This is a genomic window from Stenotrophomonas sp. YJH_SMC_57 (assembly GCF_059369755.1).
Window position 1 is genome coordinate 334,634 of sequence record NZ_JCAFSZ010000001.1, and the last position, 19,009, is coordinate 353,642.

Below are 19,009 nucleotides of genomic sequence, written 5' to 3' on the forward strand. Positions count from 1 at the left end.
GGGACTCCTGGCGGGGCTCAGGCGGTTCGTTGGGGGAAAGGAAGGCGGCTCAGCGCAGCGCCGACTGCAGCGCCTTGCGGATCACGGTGGCCACTTCGTCGCCTTCATTGAAGGCATCACGGGCCATGCGCGCCGCTTCGGCCGGCTTGTAGCCCAGCTGCTGCAGGGCCACGGTGGCGTCGGACAACGGGTCGGCCGGGGCCGGGCCACTGCCGGTGGGCAATGCCCCGCCCGCGCCGAACTGGGCGGCGCGGTCGCGCAGTTCCAGCACCATGCGCTCGGCGGTCTTCTTGCCGATGCCCGGAATGCGGGTCAGCGCGGTGATGTCACCGGCCTGGACCATGCGCGCGAACTCCTCGACGGTCACCCCGGACAGCACGGCCAGCGCGATCTTCGCGCCGATGCCACTGACCTTCTGCACGTCGCGGAACAGGCGCCGCTCGCCCTCGCGCAGGAAGCCGTACAGCGAGACGCTGTCTTCCTTCTGCGAATAATGGGTATACAGGGTGACCTCGCGGCCGAGCTCGGGCAGGTCGTAGAAGGTGCTCATCGGCGCCTCCAGCTCGTAGCCCACCCCGTTCACGTCCACCACCAGCCACGGCGGCGCCTTGTAGGCGACGATGCCGCGCAGTCGACCGATCATTGCGTGCAGCTCCTCATTTGCGGCCCCACGCCTGGCGGGCGCTGAGCCCCAGGCGGTTGGCCGTTGCCCTTACGTGGGCATGGGTGATCGCCACCGCCAACGCGTCGGCCGCGTCGGCCTGCAGCTTGGTTTTCAGGTTGAGCATGAGCCCGACCATGTGTTGAACCTGTTGCTTTTCGGCGCCACCGCGACCGACCACCGCCAGCTTGATCTCGCTGGCAGCATATTCGTGCACCGGCAGGTCACGCAGCACCACGGCGGAAATCGCCGCGCCACGGGCCTGGCCCAGCTTCAGCGCCGAATCGGGGTTGCGCGCCATGAAGACCTTTTCGATGGCCACTTCGTTGGGCTGGTATTCCCGGCACAGGTCGGCCAGGCCCAGCACCAGCAGTTTCATGCGCTGCGGGAAGTCGTCGGCGCCCAGCAGCACCAGCGGCTGGTGGTGCACGTGGCTGACGCGGCCGGCGGCGTCGACATCGATGATGCCGACCCCGGTCCGCTGCGAACCGGGGTCGATGCCGAGGATGCGGGTCATGCCGCACTCCTGGCGGGACGGAACGGGAAGCGCTGGCAGGCGTATGGGCTCATGTCTGTCCGCGGTGACCGTTCAACGGCCCGCGCCCAGGCCGTCAGGACGGCTCAGGCGTAGGCGTCGGCGCCGAGTTCGGCGTTGGAGTACACGTCCTGCACGTCGTCCAGGTCTTCGAGCATGTCCAGCAGCTTCTTGACCTGCAGGGCGACTTCGCCCTCGACCTTGATGTCGTTGTCCGCGCGGAAGGTGATCTCGGCGTGGCCGGCGACATGACCGGCGGCGGCCATCGCGTCCTTGACCGCGTTGAACGCGTCAGGACTGGTGACCACGTCGATCGAGCCGTCGTCCGGGTAGACCACGATGTCATCGGCGCCGGCCTCGATGGCGGCTTCGGTGATGGCGTCCTCGTCGGCACCCGGGGCGAAGCTGATGACGCCCAGGCGCTTGAACATGAACGCCACCGAGCCTTCGGTACCCATGTTGCCGCCGCACTTGCTGAACGCATGGCGGACATCGGCCACAGTGCGCACGCGGTTGTCGGTCAGGCAGTCGACGATGACGGCCACGCCGCCCGGGGCATAGCCCTCATAGCGGATTTCCTCGTAGTCGACGCCTTCCAGCTCACCGGTGGCCTTCTTGATGGCGCGTTCGATCACGTCCTTGGACATGTTCACGGCCAGGCCCTTGTCCATCGCCACGCGCAGGCGCGGGTTGTTGTTGGGGTCGCCTCCACCGCCGCGCGCGGCCACGCCGATCTCGCGGATGATCTTGGTGAAAATCTTGCCACGCTTCGCGTCGGACGCGTTCTTGCGGGCTTCGATGGAGGGGCCTCTACCCATGGGTGCTACCGTCTGGCTGCTTCAGGATCAAGGCGCGGATTCTACCTGATCGGGGGCTGCAACCGTGTCTAGGGCGGAGGGATGCCGCCAGGCGTGGCCCGGCGAAGAGCGTGCGAACCAAGGTTCGCACCCACCAAGGCAGGACGGTTAGCACCCACCAAGGTAGGACGGTTAGCACCCACCTAGGCAGGACGGTTAGCACCCACCCCCTTATGCGGCAGCGGCGTCGCGGCTGTGGTCGAACTGGCCGTGGCGCAGGAAATACGCGGTCTGCCGTGCGGCATCGGGCGATACCACCAGGCCGCTGTGGCTGGTGCGCACCACGCAATGGTCGGCCAGGCCCGGCAGTCGGGTCTCGGCCAGCGCCACCGTGCCATCGGAGGCGTCGTCCATCGCGCCCAGCAGGCTGCCCAGCCCATGCGGCACCGAGCCGGCGATCAGCCCGACCTCGGCCTTGCCCTGCCAGTCCGGCAGGCCATCCAGCAGCAGCTCGCTGCTGCGCCCCAGCGCCAGGCCCCAGCCATGGTCGGACAGCGACCGCGCGGTGCCGCTGCCACGCAGCGGCGAGCCCAGGCAGACCACGCGCTGCACATCCAGCTGCGGCTGGCGACGCAGGGCCTCCAGCGCCAGCAACCCACCCAGGCTGTGGCCGACCAGCGACAACGGCCCGGCGTCGGCCAGGCGCTCCAACAGTTGCGGCACGGCCACGTCGGGGCCACCGAACACCGAGGAATAACCGAAGGCGTGCACCTGGAAACCACGCGCGCGCAGGCGCCAGGCCAGCGGCCCGACCCAGGCACGGGCATTCCAGATGCCATGCAGCAGCAATACGGGGGGAGTCATGCAAACAGCCTGGCGGTCAGCGGGGCAGGAACGTACTGCAATTGAACACGCGCGCGCAGCAAGCGGCGGTGAACGTCAGGCCGCGCGCGGCGCGCGGCGCAGGATGAATTCGAGGTCCTGGGTGTCACCCACCGGGAACAGGTACTCGCCGGCCTTCTCGAAACCATAGCGGGCGTAGAAGCGTTGCGCACCGAAGTTCTCCGACCACACGCCCAGCCACAGCGTGCGCGGGCCTTCGTGCTCCAGCCAGGCCAGCGCGGTTTCCAGCAGGCGACTGCCCCAGCCACAACTCTGCTGGGTCTTGATCAGGTACAGGCGCTTGAGTTCGCCATCACCGGGCTTCACCTCCGGATGCGGCAGGCCACAGGGGCCGGCGGCGGCATGGCCGACCGCCTCCCCGTCCAGTTCCAGCAGCCACACCGCGTAATCCGGGTGGGCCAGGATCACGCGCTGGCGCTCGACCGTGTAGGCCTCGTCGAGGAAGGCCTGCAGGTCCTGCGGCGGGTACAGATGGCCGAAGGTCTCGGTGAACGTGCGGGCGGCCAGCGCCGACAGGGTCGGCGCGTCGTCCACGGTGGCGCGGCGGATGGAATACATGCAGGAAGTTGACGTCAGGGTGAAGCGCGGGTCAAGCCTTTTCCGGCGCTTCGGCGGCTTCGTCTTCCTCGTCCTCTTCCTCGTATTCCTCTTCGTCCTCGTCCTCTTCTTCCTCGCCTTCCTCGTCCTCGTCGTACTCTTCCTCTTCGTCGTCCTCGTAATCCTCAACGCCGAAGTCTTCACCATCCCAACGGCCTTCGCCGTCGGCGACGAAGGTCAGGGCCATCGCCGCCGGGTTGGTACCGACACGGACCAGCCAACCCCCGAACACGCGCGCACGCTCGGTGACCAGGTTGGCCTCGGAGCCTTCATTGCCCAGCTTTTCCCACTCCAGCGAAAACGCAAACTCGGTCATTGCCTGGATCTCCTGATCAGTTGGTCTTGGGGCGAACCTGGATGTGCACTTCTGCCAGCTGCGCGTCGACGATCGGCGACGGCGCGTCGGTCATCAGATCCTGTGCACCGGTGGTCTTCGGGAACGGGATGACGTCGCGGATCGATTCGGTGCCGGCCATCAGCGCGGCGATGCGATCGATGCCGAAGGCGATGCCACCGTGCGGCGGCGCGCCGTAGTTCAGCGCGTCGAGCAGGAAGCCGAACTTGGCGCGGGCCTCTTCGGCGCCGATGCCGAGCAGTTCGAACACCGCGCTCTGCATGTCCGGACGGTGGATACGGATCGAACCGCCGCCGATTTCATTGCCGTTGAGCACCATGTCGTAACCACGCGAGACGGCGGTACGGGCGTTGGCGCGCAGGTCGGCGATGTCGTCCACGGCCGGCGCGGTGAAGGGGTGATGCAGGGCGACGTAACGCTGTTCTTCCTCGTCCCACTCGAACATCGGGAAGTCGGTGACCCACAGCGGCGCCCAGCCGTCGGCGACCAGGCCGAAGTCCTTGCCGGCCTTCAGGCGCAGCGCGCCCATGAAGTCGGAGACCTTGTTGTAGCCACCGGCGCCGAAGAACACGATGTCACCGTTGCCGGCGCCGACGTGGGCGACCAGGGCGGCGAAGGATGCCTCGCTGAAGAACTTCTGGATCGGCGAGCTGACTTCGCCGTTGTCGGCGATCTTGATGTAGGCCAGGCCCTTGGCGCCGTACTTGGCGGCGTGCGCGGCGTACTCGTCGATCTGCTTGCGCGACAGCGAGGCGCCGCCCGGGATGCGCAGCGCGGCGACGCGGCCTTCGGCGTCATTGGCCGGGCCGGTGAACACGGCGAACTCGCTGTCCTTGACCAGCTCGGCCACGTCGACCAGCTCCAGCGCGATGCGCAGGTCCGGCTTGTCCGAGCCGTAGCGGCGCATGGCTTCAGCCCAGGTCATGCGCGGGAAGCTGGCGTCCAGTTCGACGTCGACCACTTCCTTGAAGATGGCGCGGATCATGTTCTCGACGAAATCCTGCACGTCGCGTTCGCGGACGAAGGCGAACTCCATGTCCAGCTGGGTGAATTCCAGCTGGCGGTCGGCACGCAGGGCTTCGTCGCGGAAGCAGCGCGCGATCTGGTAGTAGCGGTCGAAGCCGGCCACCATCAGGATCTGCTTGAACAGCTGCGGGCTCTGCGGCAGGGCGTAGAACTCGCCCGGGTGCATGCGCGCCGGCACCAGGAAGTCGCGCGCGCCTTCCGGGGTGGCCTTGGTCAGGATCGGGGTCTCGATGTCCTGGAAGCCCTTTTCGTCCAGGTGGCGGCGCAGCGCCTGCACCAGCTTGATGCGGGTGCGCTGCATGCGCTGCATTTCAGGGCGGCGCAGGTCCAGGTAGCGGTACTTCAGGCGGGTTTCCTCGCCCGGGTTCTCGTGGGCGTGGAACGGCAGCGGCGCGGCCTTGTTCAGCACGGTGATGGCGGTGGCGATCACTTCCACCTTGCCGGTGCGCATCTTGTCATTCACTGCATGGCGGGCACGCACCACGCCTTCCACCTGCAGCACGTCCTCGTAGCCCAGCGACGCGGCCACGGCGAACACTTCGGCGTTGTCCACCTCCACCGTCACCTGCACGATGCCTTCATGATCTCGAAGATCGATGAAGCAGACGCCGCCCTGGTTACGGGCCACGTCGGTCCAGCCGGCGAGGGTGACAGTCTGGCCAATCAGGGTCTCATCGACCAGGCCGCAGAAGTGGGTACGCATGGGGGAAGCTCCGCTGGAGAACGCCGGCACCGGATGGGGGCCGGAAAGCCTCGTATTCTGCGGCCGAGGCCCCGGCCGGGGCAAATGTGGTCAGTCACACCGGCTTTATCCGTCTGGTCCTTATAGTCGCGCACCACCTACCGTATGGGGAGTTGCCATGAACATGCCGTCCCTGGCCAGCCTGGCCGTGACCCTCAGCCTGGGCTGCCTTGCCAGCGTGGCCCTGCCCGCGCCCGCCGCGCACGCGCAGAGCGGCGTGGTCCGCTGCGAAAGCCAGAGCAACCGCGAACGGGTCTGCAATACCGGCTGGCGCGGCGCGCAGCTGGTCCGCCAGCTGTCCGGCTCGGCCTGCGAGGAGGGCCGCACCTGGGGCAGCCGCAACGGCAGCATCTGGGTCACCAATGGCTGCCGCGCCGAGTTCGTCGAGGCCCGTGGCGGCTGGGGCGGCGGCAATGGGGGGGGCTGGGGCGGCAACAATGGCGGCTCGGGCCAGACGATCCGCTGCGAGAGCCAGAACAACCGGGAGCGCAGTTGCCCGGTCGGCTGGCGCAATGCCCGCCTGGTGCGCCAGCTGTCCGGCAGCCCCTGCCAGGAAGGCCGCACCTGGGGCGTGCGCAACGGCGCGGTCTGGGTCAGCAACGGCTGTCGCGCCGAATTCGCCGAGGCCCGCGGCTGGGGCGGCGGCGGCGGTGGCTGGGGCGGTGGCAACAGCAACTACTCGGTCACCTGCAGCAGCAACAACAATCGCTCGCAGACCTGCGACTGGGATGACCGCCAGGGCCGGCCGGTACTGCAGCAGCAGCTGTCCGGCAGCGCCTGCCAGGAAGGCCGCAGCTGGGGCTACGCGCGCGGGCAGGTGTGGGTGAGCAACGGCTGCCGCGCGCGCTTTGGTACGCGATAAGGGACTGGGCGCGGGCGCGCGCCTGCGTGGGGAGTGCCGGCCGGGCATCCACGCGTGACCTGGTGCTACTGGGGTGCCTTCTCGTCACCCCAGGGTGCCGGCGGCAGGCCGACCGGCTTGCTCAGGTCGAACTGCACGCGGAAACGGCGCCCGTCGGGACGGGTCAGTTCGTAGACGAACGTCTGGTCGGGGTCGATTTCCATCGCCCAGGTATTGAACGTCGAGGCCAGCATGTCGGCCCGTCGGAACATCGCCACTGAATCGGCATCGGCCGGAAACTGCTGGCGCTCGGCGGTTCCCGGCGGCGTGCTGTCGCCGCCGTACAGGGTGATCGCATCCGGGCTGCCGTCCTGGTGGCGATGATCGTGCTTCAGGCGCAGGCCATTCGGCGTACGGGTCAGCACCCAGGTGCGCGAATGGTCGTCGCCGACATGGAACGGGATGCGCAGCTCGTGCGCCGGGTCGGCACAGCCACGCACGTGCATGACCAGGCGCTGGCCCGCGAACGGGTCCTTGCCGGTGGGTGCCGGCGTGTCCTCCACCACCTTGCCGGCGTAGGCCTGGCCGCAGTGCGCGGCAATGGCCGCCATGAAGGCATCGGCCGGTGCGGTCGCCAGATCATGGGCGACCGTATCGGAGCGCTGCGAACAGGCCGCGAGGCCGAGCAGGAGGGCGGAAGCAGTGACCACGGCAGGCAGTTTCATGCCCCAACCCTAACGGCCTGCGCCGATGGGCGCAAACCGCGCGGAAAGACCGTGGCACCTCAGCGGTGAAGCCAGACCTCGCAGCCGCCCACGTCCTGCTTCTGGCCACCGGCAGCATGGCGACGGGTGATTTCGGCCAGCCATTGCGCACGTTCGGGGCTGCTCGCAATCGTGTTGGGGCAGCTGACCAGTGCGGCCAGCGGCAGCCCACCCAGTGCCGCGTCATCTGCGGCCAGCGATGCCAGCACGGCGTCCGATGCCCAGTCCGGAATCATCACGGCACGGCGGCCGGAGAAGTACGGCAGTTCGGAGGACCAATCCTGCCCGAACGCGACCACCACGCCCTGCTCGGTCGTGCCGGTACGGATGGCCTCTGCGATCTGCGATACCGGTGTGGGCTCGCGCGCTTGCTTGATGTCCTTCAGGGACTTCACCAGGCCAAAGCCCACCGAAAGAACGCACAGGAAGATCGCCAGCGCGACACCACGGCGCGGCTTGCCCGCCGCTTCGGCCGCCCGCACCGTCGACCACAGCACCAGGCCGATGATCGATGTGGCGAACACGATATTGGCCGCCTGGTAGTAAGGATGGGCGATGTGCAGGTTGGTGAAGACCAGGAACGGCGCCAGGTAGGCCAGCAGCAGGATCCCCACCGCCGCGCGCGTGCGCTTCTGCCACAGCCCGGCGATGATGAAGATGAGGAAGATCCAGTTGGAGCCGATCGCACCGGAGAAGCGCTTCTTGAACACCGTGCCCCACCAGGTGGCCGGGTCCAGGCGCTGGTGCAGGGTGCCGTAATTCCAGGTGGACAGTGCGTCAGACGTGATCTGCCGGCCCAGCGCGGACTGCGCCTTCAGCGCGTCGGCATGCTGCAGCCACAGGCTGAGTGTGGCCAGCACGGCAAGCGCGGACAGCGCCCCCCAGAACATCAGGCGCCAATGCTGCTGCAGCCACTGCGGGCGCCAGCCATGTTCACGCACGGCCAGCCACAGGAAGACCAGCGCGACAAACGCGGCAAAACCGAAGAATGAGGTGACCTTGATGGCCGCCGACAGCACTGCCGCGCAGATGGCAACCAGCCCCACCCAGAGCCGCGGCTGGTTGCGCAGCTGTGCCATCGCCCAGACGAAGAGCAGGCCAAAGAACACGGCACTGGATTCCATCATCACCGAACGCCCCCAGAACTGGGCATACGGCGAGACAGCGAACGCGCCCGTCACGCAAAGCGCCAGCGTGCGGTCAGGGCGCCAGGCGAGCAGCGTACGGTAAACCAGCCAGATGCTGCCGACGTGGAAGACGGTGGACACCAATCGCCCGCTGTTGTCGGCACTCATGCCGGTGATGCTGGACAACAGGGCTGCCAGCCACTGGTAAAGCGGGAACTCGAAGGGAATCGACCAGGGCGCCCCCAGCACCGGGGTCAGGTAGTCCAGCCAGGGACCGCCGCGCAGCAACCAGTCGATCGACAGCACTGTCTGCGTCTGCCGGAAACCGGAGGCATCGACCGGTGGCATCGACCAGCTGCAGGCCAGCAGGATCAGCAGCGTGATCGCCGAAAACCACAACAGGATCTTGCCTGGCAGGAGGCTGCGGTCTGGGTTGCTTTCCTGGGTCACGCCTGTTGCTCCTGTCGGTGGCCGCCCACGACAGGGCGCGCTTCACGGGCGCGCAGTGTCTGCGCTGGCGCACGCGAGTGCAAGCCATTGCGCGTGGCTGCGGCTCAGCCCTGCGGTGGCAGCGGCGCCTTCAGGGGCTCGGCGTGGATGACTTCGGTGGCCGCTACCGGTGCGGACTCGCCCTCGCCTGCCGGCTCCTGTTCCACCGGATCGACATCGAACGGCGTGCGGAACACCAGCGACGGCAGCAGCGTGGTCAGTGCCGCGTACAGCAGCAGCGCGCCGAACAGCACCGCCGGAATCTGGAAGCGTTCGCGCATGATCGCCGCCAGCACCAGGGTGAAGATCAGGGTCGGCGCCAGCGCCAGCGAGACCCGCAGGCTGCTGCGGAAACTCTCGCCGAACATCACCCGCCGCTGCAGCCAGACCACGCCGATGCGCAGCGGCAGCACCACCAGGGTGATCACGATGCCCAGCCCCAGCGCCTCAAAGCTGAGCGCTTCGCTGGGCACCTTGGTGCCGGCGTTGAAGAAATAGAACGGCACGAAGAACGAGGCGAACAGGCGCAGCGCGTGCAGGTTCTCGTGCGAGGCCAGCAGCGGCATGCGCTGGTGCAGCAGGCGTGCGACCAGGCCGGCGATGAACGCGCCCACCAGGTAGTACACGCCCAGCAGATAGGTGATGTAGGCCGCAACCATGCCGACCATCACCAGCAGCGAGAATTCCGAGCCGGGCGCGTGCGGTGCCACCCAGCGGCCCAACGCGATGAACAGCAGCGGCAGGCCGATCATCATCGCCAGCAGGGCCAGGCTGGACAACGCCATATGGCCCGGATCACCGGCCTGCAGCACGATGAACAACGCCGCCAGCGCCAGCAGTTCGCCGGCAATGGCCTTGCTGGTCACCCAGAACCGCTCGTCTTCGCTCAGGCCCAGCCGCGACAGCGAATCCATGATGAAGCCGGTGGAGGGCGTCAGCAGCGCCAGCGCCAGCAGGCCCGCGGCCTGCCACGGCAGCCCCGCGTAGCGCCAGGCCAGCCAGCCCACGCCAAACAGCGTGCCGGTACGGATCACCAGGTGCGCCAGCAGCGGCCACATGCCACGACGCAGCGCCCGCAGATCCACTTCCAGGCCGGCGAACAGGAACAGCGAGGAAATGCCCAGCGTGGCCAGCAGGCCGATCACTGCATCGTGCGCCTGGTCACCCAGCCACAGCATGCCGATGATGCCGAACAGCAGGCAGGTCAGCGGCGCCGGCAGGCTGAATCGCTGCAGCGCGCGTGGGATCACCAGCAACGCGAAGATCAGCAGCAGGTAGATCAACTCATGACTCATCGGGGTCTTCCGTGGCGTTCGAACGCGCGCAGGATGCGCGTGCCCGACCGATCCGGCAAGCCATTTTTCGAATGACCCCGGTTACCTCATCCGATCATCGCATCGGCCAGCGCACCCACCCGTGCGAGCACGGCTGCACGCTGGTCGTCATCGACCGACGCGCCCTGCAGATAGGCGGTGACCACCCACGCCGGGCCGCCCGCATGTGGCCACAGCACGGCGATGTCGTTGCGCGTGTCATCACCGTTGCTGCCGGTCTTGTCGCCCACCCGCCAGCGCTTGCCCAGCCCGGCGCGCAGGCAGGCATCGCCGGTCTGGTTGTCGATGAGCCAATCGGCCAACTGCTGGCGCGATGCCGGCTGCAGGCCATTGCCCACCGCGAAGCGGGCCAGGCTGGTGGCCATCGCGGCCGGGCTGGTGGTATCGCGCGGGTCTCCCTTCGCGAACAGATTCACGTCCGGCTCGTTGCGGTCATTGCGGGTAACGCTGTCGCCCTGCCCACGCAGGAATGCCGTCAGCGCCGGCGGCCCGCCCACCACGTCCAGCAGCAGGTTGGCCGCGGTGTTGTCGCTGGTGGTCAGCGTGCCCCTGCACAGGTCGCGCACCGTCAGGTCCTTGCCCACATGGCGACGTGCCACCGGGGCGTAGGACAGCAGATCCTTCCCGGCGATGGGTACGCGGGTATCGAGTGAAACGCGGCCTGCATCCGCCAGGCTCAGCACGTGGGCCACCAGCATCGACTTGAACGTGCTGCACATCGGGAAGCGTTCGTCCTGCCGATGCCCGCCGATGCGACGGCCACTACCGGTGTCCAGCACGGTCACGCCCAGGCGGCCACCACTGGCTTTCTCCAGCGCGGCGAAATCGGCGGCGCCGGCAATGGCGGCGTTCGCGGCGGATGTGCCGGACGCAGGGACAACGGCCCGCGCCAGCGCAGGGGCAAGCAGCGAGGAAGCAACGGCAGCACCACTGAACTGCAGGAATCGGCGACGGGCGAGCATAGGGGTTCTCCTGGTGACCGCTCGATTATTGAAGCCGCCTGCGGGGGCGACCAGCGCAAAAAATCAGCATCTGACATGAGATTTATTCATGCATGCCGCCTTCAACCCCCTAATTTCAGAAACCGGCCAGTGAAGCGCTAGGATCAGCCATCACTCCAGCTCACGGCTTCGCCATGCTGCACCCTACCCTGCCGCTGAATGCGCTGCGCGCCTTCGAAGCCGCCGCCCGCCACCAGAACTTCACCCGTGCCGCGCTGGAGCTGTGTGTCAGCCAGGCCGCGCTGAGCCATCAGATCCGTGGCCTGGAGGATCGGCTCGGCATCCGCCTGTTCCATCGCCTGCCGCGTGGTGTCGCGCTGACCGACGAGGGCGCGGCGCTGTATCCGGTACTCAACGAATCCTTCGAACGCATCTCGGCCAGCATTGCGCGCTATACCGGCGGACCGGCGCGCGAAGTGCTGACGCTGGGCGTGGTCGGCACCTTCGCCACCGGCTGGCTGCTGCCACGGCTGGCCGCATTCGAGGCCGCGCACCCGGACATCGAGCTGCGCCTGCAGACCCACAACAACCGCATCGACCTGGCCGGCGAAGGGCTGGACCTGGCGATCCGCTTCGGTGATGGCGACTGGCAGGGCCAGGCGTGCACCGCGATCCTGGAGGCGCCGTTCGCGCCACTGTGCGCACCGGCACTGGCACGACGGCTGAAGCAACCGCGCGACCTCGCCACGCTGCCGTTGCTGCGCTCCTACCGCAGCGACGAGTGGCCGCGCTGGCTGCAGGCGGCCGGGGTCAATTGCGTGGAAGCGCGCGGGCCGGTGTTCGATTCTTCGTTGACGGTAGCGATGGCCGCCGCCGGCGGTGCTGGTGTCGCGCTGCTGCCGCTGCGCATGTTCGAGCAGGAACTGGCCGAAGGACGGCTGTTGCAGCCGTTCAGCACCACGCTGGAGCTGGGCCGCTACTGGCTGACCCGGCTGCGCTCGCGTGCCGAGCGTGAGCCCGCCAGGCGCTTCCGCGAATGGCTGCAGGCGCAGGGCACGTAGGTAGTGCCGGCCGCTGGCCGGCAACTCCTTGATCGTTGTGGGCGCCCCGCGCTGCCGGCCAGCGGCCGGCACTACCGGTCAGGACTCCAGCAGCTCCATCCACGCCGCTTCGGCCTTTTCCAGCTGCGCGGCCGCGGTTTCGCGGTCACGACCGATCACCGCCATGCGCGTGGCATCGGCGTAGTTGGCCGGGTCGGCCAGCTGGCGGTCCAGTTCGGCCAGCGCACCTTCCAGTTCGGCCACCTTGGCTTCGGCGGCGGCCAGCTTGTGCGGGTTCACCGGCTTCTTCTGCACCACCTGCGCCACCGGTGCGGTCTTGACCACCACCGGCTCTTCCACCTGCTCCATGCGTGCCTTGGTGCCCTGCGCCTGCGGGCGGGTACGCAGCCACGCGGCGTAGGCATCGAGGTCGCCGTCGAACGGCTCGACCACGCCATCGGCCACGCGCCAGTAGGTATCGCAGACCAGGCCGATCAGGTGGCGGTCATGCGAGACCATCACGATCGCGCCCTCGAAGGTCGCCAGTGCTTCGGCCAGCGCTTCGCGCATTTCCAGGTCGAGGTGGTTGGTCGGTTCGTCCAGCAGCAGCACGTTCGGCTGCTGCCAGGCGATCAGTGCCAGTGCCAGGCGCGCGCGCTCGCCGCCGGAGAAGCCATCGACCGGCTCGAACGCGCGGTCGCCGGGGAAGTTCCACTTGCCGAGGAAATCGCGGAACGACTGGTTCGGTGCATCCGGCGCGATCTCGCGGAAGTGCTCCATCGGCGACTGGCCTTCGTGCAGCGACTCCACCGTGTGCTGGGCGAAGTAGCCGATCTTCAGGTCCGGGTGGGCCATGCGCTCGCCGACGATCGGCGCCAGTTCGCCCACCAGGGTCTTCACCAGCGTGGTCTTGCCGGCGCCGTTCGGGCCGAGCAGGCCGATGCGCTGGCCCGCTTCCAGGCCGAAGCCGACGTTGTGCAGGATCACCGCGTCCTTGCCGTAGCCGGCCTCGACGTGATTCAGGCGGATCAGCGAGAACGGCAGCTTGGCCGGCGGCGCGAACTCGATGCGGAACTCGCGCTCGGCACGCACCGCTTCGGTACCGGCCAGCTTGGCCAGGCGCTTCATGCGGCTCTGTGCCTGCGCGGCCTTGCTGGCCTGCGCCTTGAACCGGTCGATGAAGCTCTGCAGGTGGGCGCGTTCGGCCTGTTCCTTCTCGTGCGCGATCTGCTGCTGGCGCAGCTGTTCGGCGCGCTGGCGCTCGAAATCGGTGTAGCCGCCCGGGTAGAGCTTGGCGCCGCCACCGTGCAGGTGCAGGGTATGGGTGGCCACGTTGTCGAGGAACTCGCGGTCATGCGAGATCAGCAGCAGGGTGCCCGGGTACTTCAGCAGCCACTGTTCCAGCCAGTACACCGCGTCCAGATCCAGATGGTTGGTCGGTTCGTCCAGCAGCAGCAGGTCGCTGGGCATCATCAGCGCCCTGGCCAGGTTCAGGCGCACGCGCCAGCCGCCGGAGAACGAGGACACCGCGCGGTGGTGGGTCTCGGCCGGGAAGCCGAGGCCGTGCAGCAGCTTGCCGGCGCGCGCTTCGGCGTCGTAGGCGTTGAGCTCGGCCATCTTCGTATGCGCCTCAGCGACCGCTTCCCAGTCCTCGCGGGCGGTGGCGTCGGCCTCGGCAGCCAGCACCGCGGCCACCTCGATGTCACCGCCCAGCACGAAGCTCAGCGCCGGATCGGGCAGTGACGGCGTTTCCTGGGCCACGCTGGCGATGCGCACCTTGCCGGGCAGGTCGACGTCGCCCTTGTCCGCCTCCAGCTCGCCCTTCACCGCCGCGAACAGGCTGGACTTGCCAGCACCGTTGCGGCCGACCACACCCACCCGGTAACCGGCGTGCAGGGTCAGGTCGACATTGGACAACAGCAGCCGCTCGCCGCGGCGCAAGGCGAAATTACGAAGGGAAATCATCGGGGGAGGGGTCCATATAACCGGATGGAATGTGCTGGTGAGCACTGTTCCTGCGACGCAATTCTAGCGTTAACGAATACTTGACGCGTCCCGGGATGCGCGGCGGCCGACGTTCCTCTCTCCCACGTCCTCGCCGCGCGCCTCCCGGGCTCCCCTCCCCGCCTGTGCCTGTGAGAGCTAAATGGTTGCTGCTGCAACGTTTTTCTCGATGACCGGCATTTGACAGCCACTGAATATCCCGTTAATTCCTGCCTTGCGCACCGCAACAACCGCCGTCCGCCTCACCCCCGTGATGTCGATTCCGGTGCCACCCCCGCCAACCGGAGCCCCATCCCGATGACCCGCAAGACCCGCCTGATCGCCGCCGCCGTCGCTGTCGCACTCGGTGGCTCTCCGTTCGTCGCCGCTGCCCAGCAGGCCGGCACCGCCGCCAACACCCTGGACACGGTGATCGTCACCGGCACCCGCGTGGCCGACCGCACGGTCGCCGAATCACAGTCGCCGATCGACATCATCACCCCGGAAATCCTGCAGTCCACCGGCACCGGTGAACTGGCCACCGCGCTGTCGCGCGCCCTGCCCTCGCTGAACTTCCCGCGCCCGGCCCTGACCGACGGCACCAGCGGCGTGCGCCCCGCGCAGCTGCGCGGCCTGTCGCCGGACCAGGTGCTGGTGCTGGTCAACGGCAAGCGCCGCCATACCTCGGCGATGATCAACGTCAACGGCAGCATCGGCCGTGGTTCGTCGGCGGTGGACATCAACGCGATCCCGATCGCCGCCATCGAACGGGTGGAAGTGCTGCGTGACGGCGCTTCGGCGCAGTACGGCTCGGACGCCATCGCCGGCGTCATCAACATCGTGCTCAAGGGCAGCGGCCGCGGCGGCAGCCTGGCGGTGGACTACGGCCAGTACTCGGCCGGTGACGGCAACAAGTACCAGCTGTCCGGCGACACTGGCGTCGAGTTCGGCAACGGCCGTGGCCGCGTGCACGTGGCCGGCCAGATCAGCCAGCAGGACGAGAGCAACCGCGCCGGCCCGTACCGCGGCACCACTCCCAACACCGGCAATTTCCCCAGCATCGGCCAGACCACCTTCATCGTCGGCGACCCGCGCGTGGATGCCACCGCCGCCTCGGCCAACGCCAGCTTCGACTTCAGCGATCACGTGACCGGCTACGCCAGCGCGCTGCTGAGCAACCGCGACATCACCTCGTTCGCGTTCTACCGCTCGCGCAACCACAACGGGCAGAGCGCGCTGCTGGCGCAGACCTACCCGGACGGCTTCGTGCCGGAGATCAACCAGTACTCCAAGGACCGCTCGCTGGTGGCCGGGGTCAAGGGCAACACCGACAACGGCTGGACCTGGGACCTGAGCCTGAACCATGGCGAGAACACCCTGGACTTCCACACCCGCAACAGCATCAACTACAGCCTGGGTGCGACCAGCCCGCGCTCGTTCTACGACGGTACGCTGAAGTACCAGCAGGACATCTTCAACGCCGACCTGACCAAGTCGCTGGACTGGGGCCTGGCCTATCCGGTCACGCTGTCCTTCGGCGGTGAGTACCGCAAGGAGAAGTGGGACCAGAACCCCGGTGAGCTGAGCTCGTACACCGGCAGTGGCGCGCAGGGCTTCGGCGGCTTCACCCCGACCAATGAAGTGCATGCCGACCGCCACAACTACGCGGTCTACGCCGGCCTGGAAGCGGACCTGACCGAGAAGTTCTCGGCCGGCATCACCGGCCGCTACGAGGACTACTCGGACTTCGGCGACCGTTTCTCCGGCAAGCTGTCGGCGCGCTATGCGTTCACCGACAAGGTCGCGCTGCGGGCAACCGCCTCCAGCGGCTTCCGTGCACCGTCGCTGGCGCAGCAGGGCTACCAGGCAGTCACCAGCCAGTTCACCAACGGCGTGTTCGTCGAACGCGGCACGTTCCCGACCACCAGCGCGGCTGCGCAGGCACTGGGCGCCTCACCGCTGAAGGCCGAGACCTCCACCTCCTACAGCCTGGGCCTGGTGCTGCAGCCGGTCGACCGCCTGTACATCACCGTCGACGCGTACCAGATCGACATCGATGACCGCATCGCGCTGTCGTCCAGCATCACCACCAACGCCGCCAGCAGCGCCCTGCTGACCAGCCTCGGCCTGCCGCAGGTGACCGCGTTCTCGTACTTCACCAACGGCCTGGATACGCGCACCCGGGGTGTCGACTTCGTGTCCAGCTACACCGTCCCGTTCGCAGCCAGCAGCCTGGAACTGACCGCGGCCTACAGCTACAACGACACCGAAGTGCGTCGCGTCGGCGGCACCCCGGCAGTATTCGGCACGCTGGGCCTGACCCAGTCGCTGATCGGCCGCGATGAAATCGGCCGCATCGAAGACAGCTACCCGCGCGACAAGGCGATCCTGAGCGGCACCTGGCGTTCGGACCACTGGGAACTGGGCCTGGCCGCAACCCGCTACGGCAAATTCACCGTGCGCAACTCGGCCACCGCGCTGCGTGACCAGACCTACGGCGACGCCTGGGTGGTGGATGCCTCGGCCAGCTACAAGCCGAGCAGCAACTGGACCCTGACCGTGGGCGCGGACAACCTGCTGGACAAGTACCCGGACCGCACCGAAGACCTGCAGAACTCCACCTTCGGCATGCTGCCCTACAGCAACTACTCGCCGTTCGGCTTCAACGGCGCGTATGTCTACGGCCGCATCAAGTACACCTGGTAAGCGGTAGTGCCGGCCGCTGGCCGGCAACCCCTCGCCGCATCTGGAGGAAAGCCCCTTCGTGTTGAAGGGGCGCGCCGAAGGCGGGGGTAGAGGAGAAATGCGTGGGCAAACCCGCCGGCCACAGCATGTGGCCGGCGGGTTTGCCGTATCTGGCCTCATCGGTGAAAATCGGGACATCCCCCCGATTTCTGCGAGAGCCGATGCACCATGACACCGACCTGATCAACATCGTGGCCGTTGGCCTGGGGCTCGCCTTCATCTTCGGCGCGCTGGCCAACAAGCTGCGCTTGTCTCCGCTGGTCGGTTATCTGGTTGCTGGCATCTGTGTAGGCCCGTTCACCCCCGGCTTCGTCGCCGACCAGGCGCTGGCCAACCAGCTGGCCGAACTGGGCGTGATGCTGCTGATGTTCGGCGTCGGCCTGCACTTCTCGCTGAAGGACCTGATGGCGGTCAAGGCCATCGCCATTCCCGGCGCCATCGGCCAGATCGCGGTGGCCACCCTGCTCGGCTGGGGTGTGGCCTCGCTGATGGGCTGGCCCGCCATCCATGGCGTCATCTTCGGATTCTCACTGGCCACCGCCAGTACCGTGGTTCTGCTGCGGGCCATGGAGGAACGCCGCCTGCTGGAAACCATGCGCGGCAAGATCGCGGTCGGCTGGCTGATCGTGGAAGACCTGGCCTGTGTGCTGGCACTGGTGATGATGCCGGTGATGGCCGGCGTGTTCGGCCCCGACGCGGCCAAGGAATCGCACTCGCTGGGCAGCGTTCTGGCCGATATCGGCTGGACCTTCGTGCAGCTGGGCCTGTTCGTGGCGGTGATGCTTGTGGTCGGGCGCCGGGTCATTCCGTGGATCCTGGAACGCATTGCCGGCACCGGTTCGCGCGAACTGTTCACGTTGTCGGTGCTGGCGATCGCGCTGGGCGTGGCGTTCGGCTCGGCGATGCTGTTCGGCGTTTCATTCGCGCTGGGCGCGTTCTTCGCCGGCATGCTGCTCAACGAATCGGAACTGAGCCACAAGGCTGCGCATGATTCGCTGCCGCTGCGTGATGCGTTCGCGGTGCTGTTCTTCGTCTCGGTGGGCATGCTGTTCGACCCGAACATCCTCATCCAACACCCGTGGCAGGTCCTGGCCACGGTGCTGATCATCATGTTCGGCAAGTCAGCGGCGGCATTCTTCATCGTGCGCGCCTTCGGCCACCCGACCAGCACCGCGCTGACCATCTCGGCCAGCCTGGCGCAGATCGGCGAATTCGCCTTCATCATCGCCGGCCTCGGCGTGGCGCTGCAGATCCTGCCGAAGGAAGGCCAGTCGCTGGTGCTGGCCGGTGCGCTGGTCTCGATCATGCTCAACCCGCTGGTGTTCGGCCTGCTGGACCGCTGGCAGGCCAAGCAGGAGCAGTTGCCACAGCCGCCCGAGCCGGAAGAAGCCACTGGCCCGTCCCGGGACCTGCATGACCACGCCATCGTGATCGGTTACGGCCGGGTCGGCAGCGAACTGGCGCAGGTGCTGCGCGACCGTGGCGTGCCGGTGCTGGTGATCGATGACAACAAGGAGCACGTCGAGCAGGCCCACGCCAAGGGCCTGGCGGCGATCCGTGGCAGTGCCGCCGCTGATCGGGTGCTGGCCGAGGCCCACCCGGAGCGCGCGAAGATCGCGGTGCTGGCGATTCCGCAACCGCTGGAAGCCGGCGAGGCGCTGGCCAAGCTGCGCGCGATCAATCCCGACCTGACCCTGCTGGCGCGTGCGCACAGCGATGCCGAAGTGAAGCATCTGCTGGAACACGGTGCCGATGGCACGGTGATGGCCGAGCGCGAGCTGGCCTATTCGCTGGCGGAGATGATCATGTCCACGCCGCCGTACCGGAACCTGGGGCAGCACAGCATTCCGGTGGTGTGAGGGGAGTGCGGCAGGGCTTGCAGCCCTGCACCTGCCGAAGCAACGGCAACGGCAACGGCAAAAGCAGAAGCTGACATCCCGTGGGATGGCGGGGTGGGTCCAGTTGCTGTTGGTGGGTGTCGACCTTGGTCGACACGGCGGCACAAAAAAATCCCCGGTCGACCCGCATCGACCGGGGATCTGGATCGCCACGTTGCCACTGCCTTGGAGAGGCAGTTCCACCGTAGCGCATCGCGCGGCCGGTGGTGATCGCCGGTGGCGATATGCACC

The 19,009-nt window shown here is 67.6% G+C and carries 16 protein-coding genes; 4 read left to right on the forward strand and 12 right to left on the reverse strand.

Features of this window, described 5'->3' with window-relative positions:
• Positions 1 to 49: 49 nt before the first annotated feature.
• The 7 genes from ruvA to aspS all read right to left on the reverse strand — a co-directional run bounded on the left by ruvA (position 50) and on the right by aspS (position 5,577).
• Positions 50 to 643, reverse strand: a complete 594-nt coding sequence (gene ruvA / locus AC5P7U_RS01455) for a Holliday junction branch migration protein RuvA (RefSeq protein ID WP_005410756.1) — start codon at positions 641 to 643, stop codon at positions 50 to 52.
• A gap of 13 nt (positions 644 to 656) precedes the next feature.
• Positions 657 to 1,178, reverse strand: coding sequence for a crossover junction endodeoxyribonuclease RuvC (ruvC, locus tag AC5P7U_RS01460; RefSeq protein ID WP_008268142.1), 522 nt, complete (start codon positions 1,176 to 1,178; stop codon positions 657 to 659).
• 104 nt (positions 1,179 to 1,282) lie between these two features.
• On the reverse strand, positions 1,283 to 2,014 hold the full coding sequence (locus AC5P7U_RS01465) for a YebC/PmpR family DNA-binding transcriptional regulator (RefSeq protein WP_008268284.1): 732 nt from the start codon (positions 2,012 to 2,014) through the stop codon (positions 1,283 to 1,285).
• A gap of 210 nt (positions 2,015 to 2,224) precedes the next feature.
• A complete protein-coding gene (locus tag AC5P7U_RS01470; protein WP_006438579.1) occupies positions 2,225 to 2,857 on the reverse strand; it encodes an esterase/lipase family protein in 633 nt (210 codons plus the stop codon).
• 75 nt (positions 2,858 to 2,932) lie between these two features.
• Positions 2,933 to 3,454: a GNAT family N-acetyltransferase gene (locus tag AC5P7U_RS01475; RefSeq protein WP_006438577.1), complete on the reverse strand. Its 522-nt coding sequence runs from the start codon at positions 3,452 to 3,454 to the stop codon at positions 2,933 to 2,935.
• A gap of 31 nt (positions 3,455 to 3,485) precedes the next feature.
• Positions 3,486 to 3,809: a hypothetical protein gene (locus tag AC5P7U_RS01480; protein ID WP_006438575.1), complete on the reverse strand. Its 324-nt coding sequence runs from the start codon at positions 3,807 to 3,809 to the stop codon at positions 3,486 to 3,488.
• A gap of 16 nt (positions 3,810 to 3,825) precedes the next feature.
• On the reverse strand, positions 3,826 to 5,577 hold the full coding sequence (aspS, locus tag AC5P7U_RS01485) for an aspartate--tRNA ligase (RefSeq protein WP_006438573.1): 1,752 nt from the start codon (positions 5,575 to 5,577) through the stop codon (positions 3,826 to 3,828).
• 157 nt (positions 5,578 to 5,734) lie between these two features.
• Between aspS and AC5P7U_RS01490 the strand changes: the two genes are divergently transcribed.
• Positions 5,735 to 6,478, forward strand: coding sequence for a DUF3011 domain-containing protein (locus tag AC5P7U_RS01490; protein ID WP_197564943.1), 744 nt, complete (start codon positions 5,735 to 5,737; stop codon positions 6,476 to 6,478).
• Positions 6,479 to 6,543: 65 nt separating this feature from the next.
• Here AC5P7U_RS01490 and AC5P7U_RS01495 read toward each other — a convergent pair whose 3' ends face one another.
• From AC5P7U_RS01495 to blaL2, 4 genes are all read right to left on the reverse strand, one after another.
• Entirely contained in the window at positions 6,544 to 7,182 is a 639-nt protein-coding gene (locus AC5P7U_RS01495) for a hypothetical protein (protein WP_049456811.1), read from the reverse strand.
• 59 nt (positions 7,183 to 7,241) lie between these two features.
• A complete protein-coding gene (locus AC5P7U_RS01500) occupies positions 7,242 to 8,798 on the reverse strand; it encodes an ArnT family glycosyltransferase (protein ID WP_495220730.1) in 1,557 nt (518 codons plus the stop codon).
• Positions 8,799 to 8,902: 104 nt separating this feature from the next.
• Positions 8,903 to 10,132 (reverse strand): cation:proton antiporter, encoded by a 1,230-nt coding sequence (locus AC5P7U_RS01505; protein ID WP_006438475.1) that lies wholly within the window; start codon positions 10,130 to 10,132, stop codon positions 8,903 to 8,905.
• 86 nt (positions 10,133 to 10,218) lie between these two features.
• Positions 10,219 to 11,133: a L2 family extended-spectrum class A beta-lactamase gene (blaL2, locus tag AC5P7U_RS01510; RefSeq protein WP_006438473.1), complete on the reverse strand. Its 915-nt coding sequence runs from the start codon at positions 11,131 to 11,133 to the stop codon at positions 10,219 to 10,221.
• Positions 11,134 to 11,306: 173 nt separating this feature from the next.
• Here blaL2 and ampR point away from each other — a divergent pair, with 173 nt between their 5' ends.
• Positions 11,307 to 12,173 carry a LysR family transcriptional regulator AmpR gene (ampR, locus tag AC5P7U_RS01515; RefSeq protein ID WP_006438470.1) on the forward strand — a complete coding sequence of 289 codons (867 nt, stop codon included), beginning with the start codon at positions 11,307 to 11,309 and terminating at the stop codon, positions 12,171 to 12,173.
• Between the two features lie 78 nt (positions 12,174 to 12,251).
• Here the strand turns inward: ampR and AC5P7U_RS01520 are convergent, their stop codons facing one another.
• Positions 12,252 to 14,117 carry an ABC-F family ATP-binding cassette domain-containing protein gene (locus tag AC5P7U_RS01520; protein WP_006438468.1) on the reverse strand — a complete coding sequence of 622 codons (1,866 nt, stop codon included), beginning with the start codon at positions 14,115 to 14,117 and terminating at the stop codon, positions 12,252 to 12,254.
• A gap of 336 nt (positions 14,118 to 14,453) precedes the next feature.
• Between AC5P7U_RS01520 and AC5P7U_RS01525 the strand changes: the two genes are divergently transcribed.
• Positions 14,454 to 16,841 carry a TonB-dependent receptor plug domain-containing protein gene (locus AC5P7U_RS01525; RefSeq protein WP_006438466.1) on the forward strand — a complete coding sequence of 796 codons (2,388 nt, stop codon included), beginning with the start codon at positions 14,454 to 14,456 and terminating at the stop codon, positions 16,839 to 16,841.
• Between the two features lie 200 nt (positions 16,842 to 17,041).
• Positions 17,042 to 18,739, forward strand: a complete 1,698-nt coding sequence (gene ybaL / locus AC5P7U_RS01530; RefSeq protein WP_049456805.1) for a YbaL family putative K(+) efflux transporter — start codon at positions 17,042 to 17,044, stop codon at positions 18,737 to 18,739.
• Positions 18,740 to 19,009 lie beyond the last annotated feature (270 nt).